This is a genomic window from Mesorhizobium sp. P2_D1 (assembly GCF_056404455.1).
In genome coordinates, this window is sequence record NZ_JBFUDZ010000005.1 from 197,261 (window position 1) to 208,200 (window position 10,940).

Genomic DNA, 10,940 nt, shown 5'->3' on the forward strand with positions numbered 1-10,940 from the left:
GAGATGATCGATCGACGTGAATTTGTCGTTGCCCTAGGCGCGACGGGGCTGCTTGCGGCCTGCCAGAGCGGTCCGCCAAAGCCATCGGTGATCACCGTCAACGTGACCGGCGGGGCCGGCATGAACCCAGGACCAGGTGGCGGCGATCGGCCGGTGACGGTTCTCGTGATGCGGCTGAAAAGCGCCGGCAAATTCAATTCCGCCGACTATTTTGCGCTGCAGGGGGATGCCGGCACGGCGCTGGCAGGCGATCTTATCGGGTCCGACCAGATCGCTGTCGGGCCGGGGAAATCCGCATCCAAAACCATCACCGTCGAGCCGGACGCGACGGCGCTGGGCTTCGTAGCACTGATCCGCGAGCCTGGCGGCAGGAACTGGCGGACAACCAAGTCGGTATCGCCGGGATCGAAATTCACGATCAACGTCACGCTTGGCAGCGGCGGCATTTCCGCCTAGCGGCCAAGGCAAGGGGAGCTCAATGCAGAGAGCAGCGGCATGAGCGATGCAAACAGGGTGCTATGGTCCGAAGGGCTTTTCCTGCGGACCCAGCATTTCCAGCAGCAGGATCGCTTCTTCGAGGCGACGGTGCGCGGCGCGTTGCAGGCCGGGCAACTGCATACGTTCGGCTTTCAACAGCTGACGCTGGACCAGGCATTGCTGGACGCCGGCCAGATTTCGATCCTGTCCGCACGGGGCATCTTCCCGGACGGAACGCCTTTTTCCATTCCAGACATGATGGACGCGCCGCGACCGCTGCCGGTGACCCCGGACACTGGCGCCGGACCGGTGCTGGTCGCCTTGCCGCTGGAGCCTGCCGGCGGTGTCGGCTTCGATCCGGCGCACGCCGCCGCCTCGGGAGCCCGATATCATGGGCGGATCGTTTCGGTGCGTGACGCAGTCCAGGGCGGTTCAGACCCTGAAGAAATCGAAATCGCCCGCCCGCAGGCGCTGCTGCTTGCACCCGGCAAGTCGGTCGGTGGCTACACGGCCTTGCCGATAGCCGACCTCAAGGGCGTTCGAGCCGATGGCGGCGTCTCCCTGGACGAGACCTTCCTGCCACCGACACTGATTACCGGCGCGGTGGCCTGGTATCGGCAATTGTTGCTGGAAGTTGTCACCGGTCTCGACCAGATCGCCGAGGCGCATGGCAAGATGGTCATGGGTGGGCCTGGGCGCAGCGTTGAAGATCTGCTGATGCTCAATCTCGCCAATGCGGCGCGCCCGCGGCTGGCCCACATACTGGCCCAGGATGTCTTCCATCCGGCCGAGCTTTACCTGGAGCTAGCCGGGCTTGCCGGTTCGATGGCTACCTACGGATCGAGCGCACGGCGGCTGGGCGAGCTGCCGGCCTACGATCACATGGCCCCCGGCCCCGCCTATTCGGCACTGGCGGATGCGCTGCGCTCGCTCATCCTCAGCCTGCGCTACATCGAGCCGAAATCGCGTGCGCTGCCTGTCATGCGGCATTCGACCAATGTCTGGAAAATCCGCATCGACAACCCGAAGCTGCTGGTGGCCAGCCGGATCGTCATCCGGGTCGGTTCGGAGCTGTCGGAGGACGCGCTGCGCAAGATTTTCGTCAACCAGGCGACTGTCGGCTCTGCAGACCAGTTCGAGGGCCTGTGGAAATCGCGCTTGCCCGGCATTCCGCTGAAACCGCTTCATTCGCAGCCGCGCGAAATCCCTTACGATGGCGATCGGCTATGCCTCGAGCTGGACCAGAAAAGCGAGTACTGGGCGTCGCTGCTCGACGCTCCCGGCTTCGTCATCGGCGTTTCGGGCGTGTTGCCAAGCGAGCCGCAGGTGGACTGCTATTCGGTGAACAGGTGAGATGATGAGCCGCGATGATCCTTTCGGACTGTCGGAGGATCGCGAACGCACTCGCATTCGATTGACCGGCGCGCCGATGCCGCGGCCCATGGCGCCACTCTTGCCTGGCGCGGTTGTCAAGCGAGCCCGCACCCACCCGAACGCGCTCGTCAACGCATTCGCGCCCTTGCTCGAGTTCGCACCCGAGCTTGAAAGCGCGCTGGCGCCGGACAATCCGGAAGCATTGCGTACCCGGTTGCTCGAAGAACTGGTGCGGGCCCGCGACACGGCAATGACGGCGGGATCCTCAATGGAGCGGGCCGACCAGGCAGCATGGGTCGTGGCGGCGCTGCTCGACGATCTGGCCCTGAACACGCCATGGGGCGGGGCCAGCGCCTGGCCGCGGCAGCCGCTCGTTGTCATGCTGCGCGGCGATGTCGATGCCGGAACGCAGTTCTTCACACGTCTCGACGAACTCGAGCGCCATCCGAACCGGGATCGCGAATTGCTGGAGCTGCAGTATCACTGCCTGGCGCTTGGCTTCCGTGGCAAATATCGTGTGGCAAACCGGTCAGGCGACCGCTCGATCAATGCCGTTCGCGTGGCGGCGGCACGCTTCTTGCGCGATGTCGATGCCGAAGGCGCGCCGTTGTCGCCAAACTGGAAGGGCGTGATCGCATCCGACGAGCCGCAGCGCTTCATCGTTCCGATCTGGGTCATGGCGCTCGGTGCGGCGGTCATCGCCACGGCAGTCCATGTCGGGCTCTCGACGGGACTGAGCAGCCAGGCGGTCGAGCTCTCCGCGCTTGTTCGCGCGCTGCCGCCGCCCGCACGCGGCGACATCACCCGGGCTTCGCCCAAGGTCGATGCCCCGCCGCCGGAGAAAGTGGATTTTGCGCTGTTGCCTGAATTTCAGGCCGGGGCGCCGGCCGAGCTGAAATCCGCCCTCAGCGGCACCGAGAGCGTTTCGGTGGCCAAGCTGATCATCCAGGCCTCCAACCCCGAACTGTTCCAGTCGTCGCGGCCACAACTGACCGAGGGCTTCGAGCCCCTGATCGGGTCGATCGCCAAGGTGATCCTCGCCAATCAGGAGCTCATCGGAAAGATCACGGTGATCGGTCATACGGACAGCGTTCCGCTACAGAAGACCAATCCGCTGTCGACCAACCAGCGACTGTCCGAGGCTCGCGCCCAGACGATTGCCGACATGCTGGTCCAGAACGGAGTGCCGCAGGATCGCGTCCGTTCCGAGGGCCGCGCAGCCACCGATCCAGTGGCCACCGACAGTACGCGCGAGGGGCGGGCCTTGAACCGCCGCGTCGAGGTGCTCGTCGAAAAGAGGCTGTGAGATGTTCATCCTGCGCTTCCTGTGGGCAGTTCTGACATCGCGCTGGCTGTGGACGCTGATCGGCATCACGCTGCTTTCCCTGGTCATCTGGGTGTTCGGTCCGATCGTCAGGGTCGGTCCCTACGAACCGTTCGCCTCTGAAAATGTGCGCATCGTCATCATCGCGCTGCTGGTCATCTTCTGGCTGATCTGGCTGATCGTCGCCCAGCGCCGGGCGATCCGCGCCAACCGCATGTTCGTCGCCGAGATTGCCGCACCAGCAGTGGAAAAGCCGCTCAGCCCCGGCGAAGAGAATGTCGCAGCCGTGGGCGCCAAGTTCGCCGAGGTGATGGCCGAACTGAAGCGCCGCAAGCTGGGCGGACGCAAGTTTCTGCGCGAGATGCCGTGGTATGTGATCGTCGGGCCGCCGGCCACCGGCAAGACCACCGCCTTGCGGCAGTCCGGACTTAATTTTCCGATCGACCTCACAGACGACCTGCAGGGGGTCGGCGGCACGCGCAACTGCGACTGGTTCTTTTCCGAAAACGCGGTCCTGATCGACACCGCCGGCCGCTATGTCCAGCAGGAGAGCCAGCCCGATGTGGACGCGGCGGAATGGCTGGGCTTCCTCGACCTGTTGAAGAAGCACCGGGGCCGCCGCGCGCTCAACGGCGTGATCGTCGCGCTTTCGATCGACGTGCTTTCGGAAGGCGACGACGCCATCAAGGCGCACGGCCGCAAGATCCGCCGCCGGCTGGCCGAGCTCAACGACCGGCTCGAAATCCGCCTTCCGGTCTACCTGATGCTGACCAAGGCCGATCTGGTCAAGGGTTTCGAGGCCTTCTTCGGCGGCTTGTCCACCGCCTCGCGCGAGCAGGTATGGGGAACGACCTTCGCGCTGGATGCGCGTGTCGATGCCAAGACCATCGAACGAGAGATTTCGACGCTGGCGACGGAACTCGAGCGGCGGCTGGTGCCGCGCCTGGAGGATGAGGACAAACTCGCCGCCCGTGCCGAGATCTTCCGGTTTCCCGCCCAACTCGCAAGCCTGTCCGAACCCATCCAGGTGCTGGTCGAGGCGATGTTCGGCGAAAGCCGGTATGAAGAGGTCGCCTGGCTGCGCGGGCTCTATCTGACATCGGCGACGCAGGAAGGGGCGCCCATCGACCGGCTGACCGCGGCGCTGTCTTCTTCCTTCGGCCTGCCGCCACGCCGGGCCCTGCCCGCACCACGGGTCGAGAAACGTAGCTTCTTCCTGAAGAACCTGCTCACCGAAGTCATCTTCAAGGAAGCCGGCCTCGGTACGTTCGACCCGCTGGCGCAACGCCGCCGCGCCTGGATCTGGCGCGGTGCCGCGGCTGCATGTGCCGTGGCGGGCTTGTTGGCCAGTGCTGTGTTCACCTGGTCCTACTACGACAACCGCAATGCGATCTCGGCCCAGGCAGGCCAGTTCGAGGCCCTGCAATCGCCCCTGACCTCTGTTGCCGCAACTCCGGCATCGGTGGAGCAGCCTGCCATGGACGGCGCGCTTGGTGCGATGGACGCGGTCGCAACTGCCCGGACAGCACCGCCGGGCGCCGCCCATGACCTGCTGGGGCCATCGGCCTCGGCGGAACTGGTGCGGGCACAGACCGACACCTACGACCACGCCCTGCGCAACGTCCTCGAGCCACGCATGGTCGCACTGCTCGAGGCGACCATGTGGCGGCAGATCCGCGATCCGGATTTCATGCTCGGGGCACTGAAGACCTATCGCATGATGACGGGGCTGTCGCAGATGGATCCCGATTTCGCCCAGAACTGGTGGGTGAACAGCCTGCCCGAATTCGCCGCTGCGGCACCATTTCCGACCGCCGATGCCGAAGAGCACCAGCTTGCCGCCATCCGCCGCATGACGGTCGACGAAAGCTATATCGCGCCCGACCAGGCGCTGGTTGCCGAAGCGCTGAAGACGGTGTGTACGATTTCACTGCCGGCGCGTGCCTACAAGCAGTTGCTGGCCGATCCGGCAGTGGCCGGGCTGAAGGAGTGGATCCCGGCCAATTTCGCTGGCCCCAACGGTGGCAAGGTGTTTGCGCGGCGTTCCGCCAAGACACTTCGCGTCGGCATTTCCGGAGCCTTCACCTATTCCGGCTTCCACGACGTCATTCTCGACCGTATCGACGATGTCGCCGCCCAGGCGGCGCTCGATCGCGCCGTTTTCGCCGGCGGATGCTCGGAAAACTCAGAAACCTCGGTCTCGGCGCTGTCCGAAGATATTCTGAAGCTCTACTACGACGACTATATCGCGCAATGGGACAGCTTCCTGCGCGACATGAGGCTGGCGCCACTGACCGATCTCAATGTCGCCAGTGAAAATCTGAAGGACCTGTCGAGCGCCGATTCGGCGCTGAAGCGGCTGCTTACGGCGGTCGTTCAGGAGACCGAGTTGACGCGCTCCGACGACGACGCGCCCGCCGACAACAAGGCGGCGGCCAAGGGCGCTTCGAAACTGCTCGGCAAGCTTGGCAAGCTGGGCAAGCTGGCCACAAGCGGTGCGAAACTGCTTCCCCGCGCCGGATCGGCCAGCGAGGTAGACCTGACCGGCAATCTGGTGGCCGAACATTTCAAACCGCTCAAGAGCACCATCGCCGAGGTCGACGGCCAGCCGCCGGCACTGGATGCCGCGGTTGTCGCGCTGACTGCGCTTTCGAACGTGCTGCAGACGGTCAGCGCGAACCCCAACCCGCAGGACGCCATCAAGAAGCAGGGCGGCCTTGCCGAACTGACGGGCGCGGTCGCCAGGCAGGCACAGATCCTGCCCGACCCCATCAACACGTGGCTCGGCGGGATTGCCGGCGATACCAGCAATTTGACTCAGAAGGCGGTCACTTCGGAGCTCAACGCCATCTGGCGGGCCGACATACTGCCTTTCTGCCAGGCCGCGCTGAACGACCGCTATCCCTTCAGCGCCGAGAGCGCTGTGGACGTCAACGTACGTGATTTCGCCCGCCTGTTCGGACCGGCCGGGCTGATCGACGGTTTCATCAACGACCACCTGATCAACTATGTCGACACGACCAGCCAGCCATGGAAGTGGCGCGCCGATTTCGGTCTCGATCCTGCGGCGCTGCCGGCGTTCGAGCAGGCCAGGCATATCCGCGACGATCTCTTTCCCGGTGGTACCGGACCGGTGATGAGCTTCACGCTCGAGCCGAAGGACCTGTCTCCCAACGTCACGCGCGTAACGCTCAATCTCGATGGCCAGAGCCTCGTCTACTACAACAACGCGACGCGGCCGCAGCCGATGACCTGGCCCGGCAAGGATGGCACCGGGGTCATTACGCTCGCCTTCCAGCCGATCGACGGATCGCCCGAAGTCCTGCTCAACGAGACCGGCAGCTGGGCATGGCTGAGGATGCTGCGCAGCGGCCGCTTCGCCGGCACTTCGCTGTCCGATGTCTACAGCCTGCGCCTGGGCACGAAAGGCATGTACGCCGATTTCGAGCTCAAGGCCGCCAGCGTCGAAAACCCCTACAATTTGGAAATGTTCAAGAAATTCTCATGTCCGCCACAGATATAAGCCTGCCAGGCTTTTACGGAAAAATGCCCGCCACCGGCGATTTCGTCACGCGGCGCCTGCCGGGGGACTTTGTGCGCGTCTGGGACCGCTGGCTGGCGCAGCATCTCGTCCCGCTGTTTGGTTCGGAATTTTGGCCAAGCACGACCGCGCTGCGCTTCCTGGCCGGCCCGGCTTCCTTCGGCGCATCGGCAGGCATCATTTTGCAGAGCGCCGACAGAGTTGGCAGACAATTCCCTTTGACCATCGTTGCGCAGCTTGCCGAAGTGCCCGTTCACCTGGCCGACGCCGAGGCGTGGTTTGCCAGCATCGAAGAGGCGGCCATCGCTGCACAGCATGGCGAGCTGACCCCCGACGAACTGGATGCCGCGCTGGGCGCCCTGCCCGTACCGATTGTCGAGCCAGGCGACGAGGTCATCGGTGAGTTGGTGATGTGGACCGCTCGTTCGGACCTTTTCGACATCGACCCGCAATCGCCGCAAGCGACGCTGGAACAGATCTTTGCCGCCAGTTGGGAGACCAGTTGATGCAGATCTGGAACCAGACCGGCTTCGCGCATGAATTCACCATGGGCATGGACAAGGAAGCCCGTGAGTACATCGTTGTTGTCGTCAAAGGCACTTATGATTTCCCTACGGAGCCGGGCGGGCCTGTGCACAAGTCGGCTGAGCAGGCGCCGCTGGTCATGGCCGACACCCAGACCGGCGTACCCGGCTATTCGGCGACGCTGTGGGAGACAGACTTCGCCTTCCGCAAGCCGCGATGCGACGTGATCGCCAATGGCTGTGCCTACGCGCCGGGCAGGCGTCCAGCCGAACGCGTACCGGTCGGCATCAAGGTTGGTAATTGGTCAAAACTGTTCGAGGTCGTCGGCCACCGCGAATGGCGCTCCATCGGCCCGGTCTTTACCGCCACGTCGCCGCAACCCTTCCTGAAACTGCCCATCTCCTATGACGTCGCCTGGGGTGGCGTCGACCGGCTGGATCCGGAGGACAAGCTTCCCGCCAGCTACAAATACAACCCCGTCGGAACCGGCTGGTCGCGGACCAGGAACCAACGGCTCATTCCCGGCTTGCGGCTGCCGAATACGCAAGCCGTCGGCGAGGATATCCGCACACCGTTCGGCGACTACAAGCCGATGAGTTTCGGCCCGATGGGCCGCGGCTGGCCGGGACGCATCGAATATGGTGGCACTTACGACCAGAACTGGATCGATAATATTTTTCCGTTCCTGCCACCGGATTTCGACGAGCGCTATTTCCAGATGGCGCCACCAGACCAGCAGATCGACCATCCAAGAGGCGACGAGGATGTGCAACTCATAAACTTGACGCCGGCAGGCAAGGAAAGCTTCCGCATGCCGCGCACAGCGTTGCCACTGACGCTGTTCAGAGGTCGCGAAAAAGCGTTCGAGGGCGAGCTTCTGCCAGATACGTTGTTGTTTGATCCGGAGAAGCGGCGGTTTTCGCTGGTCTGGCGGGTATCGCAACGGATCCAACGCACGATCCTCGATTTCAACGAATGCTGGGTCGGGCCGCCGACGCGCGGAATGGAGCGCGCCAGGACAAAGGGCAAAGTGTATGTTCGCGGCTTCAATGCTCCGCCACGAGATGAGGCCGACGCGGCATGAGCGCCAGTCTCGACATCGTCTCAGTTGGAATGGTCACCGCTGTTGGACTTGACGCACCGTCGAGCTGTGCCGCGATGCGGGCGAGATTGGACGGATTTCGCGAGACGAGATTCGTCGGCCCTGGCGGCGACTGGTTGATCGGCGCTCCAGTGCCGCTGCCGCGGAATTGGGTTGGCGAGAAGCGCCTTGAGCACCTGGCGGCCGGCGCGATCAGCGAAGCCTTCGCAAGTGGTGAAGCGGCGAGAGATCAGACGGCACTGCTGTTGTGCCTTGCCGAGGAGGGTCGCATTGGCTCGCCGGTGCGCGACAGCTCGCGATTTATGCGCGCAATTGCAAAAATTCTGGAGTTCGAGCCGCATATCGCGTCACGCATTATTACGCACGGTCGGCCGTCTGGACACGTCGCTTTGGATCACGCGCGTAAGTTGATCGCGTCAGGCGCTGTTTCGAATGTCATGATCGTAGGGGTGGACAGCTACCTCTCGACATTGGCAGTAGGCCATCACCTACGACAAAATCGCCTGCTGACGGCCGACAATGCCAACGGATTTATTCCTGGCGAGGCGGCCGCAGCAGTGCTTTGCGCTCGCAGCTCGAACGGTAGCCTTTCCCTCTTTGGTCTCGGACTCGCACGTGATCCTGCGCCAATCAACAACCCGCGTGATCTGCCATTGCGCGGGGACGGCATGGCCTCAGCCTACCGCTTGGCCTTGGATGAAACCGGCATTGGACTAAACCGCGTCGGCTACCGGATTGCTGACCTCATCGGCGAGCAATACTGGTTTAAGCAAACTACCCTTGCGAGCTTGCGCCTGGAGCGCGACGCCACAGGCTTTCAAGATCTCTGGAGCCCCGCCGAGTCTCTTGGCAACGTCGGTGCGGCCGTGGTCCCGCTCATGATTGGAATGGCGTACTTTGCAGCGCGCAAGGGCTATGCGGCGGGCAACCCCGTGTTGATCGAGGCATCGGGAGATGACGGAGCCTGTGGGGCCGCCATCGTCGCCGCGAGGGCTGCCTGATGTCAAACGTCTTCGCGAACGGGCTAGAGATCTCTGGCAAGGCCGTCCAAGCACAAACCATTGCTGCGTTTCCCGATGTGTGCTTCACGCCACCTCAGACGCCGGCGACGCCGCCAGGGGTGCCGATCCCCTATCCATCCTTCGGAATCGCATCCGACACCGAAAATGGCACTGGCAAAGTCCTCATCGGCGGCAAGACCGTAAACATCAAGAATAAATCTGATATTTCGCGGACCAGCGGAACAGAAGCCGGATGTGCGCCGAAAAAGGGAATTATCACATCGAAGAATACAGGTAAGAAGTATTTCAATTCTTGGTCCAACAACGTCAAATTCGAGGGCGAGCCGGTCATACGCTTCACCGATCTCGCAACGCACAACCACGCCTCGCCCGGTGGCCAAACTCCTCCTTGGCCGGAGATGGTCGCCGCGGCGCCGCCAAATCCCGACGGGACGAAGTGCATAGTTGGTGAGTATTCCTCGGATGCGGCGAAAGACTGTGCCAAAAACACAGACGCCGATGGTAATAAATACCAGTTCCACCACATTGTGCCCGATCGCACATTCCGAACCGGTCGCAGAAAGGTCCGCGGGCTGAAGAATCCACGCGACTCAAGAATGCCTGGCGCGCCCTCACACGGTGAAGGCATGTGTATCTGTCTTCCGCCTGATAACCACGTTGGATCGTCCAAAAGTACGGAGACCGCAGTTCACAAAGCCATGGACAGCAAGTTGACCGCTTTGGGCAAACAGGCGAGCACTAGAGCCAACCCAAGCGGAGTCGCCAAGATGAGCGACGTGAGAATTGACTGCTTGAAAGCGCTGAAGAAGCTCGTCCCCGACGTTATCACTGCGGAATGCTTCAAAGCTGCTACGAAGGCGGTGATGGAACAGACCGAACCGCATAAGGACAGGCTTGTGCGAGCAGAAAAGAGCCTGAACAATCTCAGTCCGACGGCGAGAGGAGTGTTGAATAAGCCATGGCCATAGAAATTCCTAAGGGCCCCGCTTCGCTGCGCGGCGGAGTTCTTGCCACGTCGGGCACGTTTTACCTTCTATGCGACCACGAAGACGCCGAGGATGATGAGCTCGTAGTCGTGTGGGGCCGCCGTGACGGAAACCGTATCCCGCTGACGGGACTGACCGATCTCGAGGAAATCGTATCGCTCATTCCCCTGTCGGGCGTTTGGCCCGGTAGCGCCGAGGCGGCGGCAATGACTGCAGAAGGAACCGTTTTCTTTCTAACTCCGGCTGCGGCAACTCCAGATCCTATCCCCGGCGCTGGCTATAATCGAGCAGGCGCGCTGGACCTTGGCCGGATGACGACCCTTGTCCAGGCAGGTGATTATCTGTTTGCATTCGGTTTCGGCGGGCAGGTCTATCGGCGTACCCCAACGGAGAATTGGCAAAACCTGAATGTATCCTCCGAGGCAAGTGAGCCGGGATACGACCCTTGCTTTTATGCAGTCGTTCTCGGGAAGAACGAGTTTTGCTTTGGTGGGATCGATATTTCTCGAGATGAAACAACCCCGGAGATGGAAGCGGCGAACAATGCCGGCGACGCTGATCTGCTTGCCGACCTTCTGCTGGCAGATGT

General features: G+C 62.7%; 9 protein-coding genes. All 9 read left to right on the forward strand.

Annotation, left to right across the window (positions count from 1 at the left end):
- Positions 1-3 precede the first annotated feature (3 nt).
- Positions 4-456: a type VI secretion system lipoprotein TssJ gene (tssJ, locus tag AC1D0I_RS07225; protein WP_184871654.1), complete on the forward strand. Its 453-nt coding sequence runs from the start codon at positions 4-6 to the stop codon at positions 454-456.
- Between the two features lie 39 nt (positions 457-495).
- Positions 496-1,830 (forward strand): type VI secretion system baseplate subunit TssK, encoded by a 1,335-nt coding sequence (gene tssK, locus AC1D0I_RS07230; protein ID WP_095080766.1) that lies wholly within the window; start codon positions 496-498, stop codon positions 1,828-1,830.
- 4 nt (positions 1,831-1,834) lie between these two features.
- Positions 1,835-3,157, forward strand: a complete 1,323-nt coding sequence (icmH, locus tag AC1D0I_RS07235; RefSeq protein WP_477394016.1) for a type IVB secretion system protein IcmH/DotU — start codon at positions 1,835-1,837, stop codon at positions 3,155-3,157.
- A 1-nt stretch (position 3,158) separates the two neighbouring features.
- The gene (tssM, locus tag AC1D0I_RS07240; RefSeq protein ID WP_477394018.1) at positions 3,159-6,698 is read left to right on the forward strand and encodes a type VI secretion system membrane subunit TssM; all 3,540 of its coding nucleotides are present in this window, start codon (positions 3,159-3,161) and stop codon (positions 6,696-6,698) included.
- Complete coding sequence (tagF, locus tag AC1D0I_RS07245; protein ID WP_477394047.1) at positions 6,695-7,222, forward strand: type VI secretion system-associated protein TagF; 528 nt, start codon at positions 6,695-6,697, stop codon at positions 7,220-7,222. The genes tssM and tagF overlap by 4 nt, the downstream gene beginning before the upstream one ends.
- The gene (locus AC1D0I_RS07250) at positions 7,222-8,325 is read left to right on the forward strand and encodes a DUF2169 family type VI secretion system accessory protein (protein ID WP_477394020.1); all 1,104 of its coding nucleotides are present in this window, start codon (positions 7,222-7,224) and stop codon (positions 8,323-8,325) included. The genes tagF and AC1D0I_RS07250 overlap by 1 nt, the downstream gene beginning before the upstream one ends.
- Positions 8,322-9,344: a beta-ketoacyl synthase N-terminal-like domain-containing protein gene (locus tag AC1D0I_RS07255; protein ID WP_477394022.1), complete on the forward strand. Its 1,023-nt coding sequence runs from the start codon at positions 8,322-8,324 to the stop codon at positions 9,342-9,344. The genes AC1D0I_RS07250 and AC1D0I_RS07255 overlap by 4 nt, the downstream gene beginning before the upstream one ends.
- Positions 9,344-10,333, forward strand: a complete 990-nt coding sequence (locus AC1D0I_RS07260; protein ID WP_477394024.1) for a DUF4150 domain-containing protein — start codon at positions 9,344-9,346, stop codon at positions 10,331-10,333. The genes AC1D0I_RS07255 and AC1D0I_RS07260 overlap by 1 nt, the downstream gene beginning before the upstream one ends.
- Positions 10,324-10,940: hypothetical protein (locus tag AC1D0I_RS07265; RefSeq protein ID WP_477394026.1), on the forward strand; the 617-nt coding region annotated here is incomplete at its 3' end. The genes AC1D0I_RS07260 and AC1D0I_RS07265, both read left to right, overlap by 10 nt.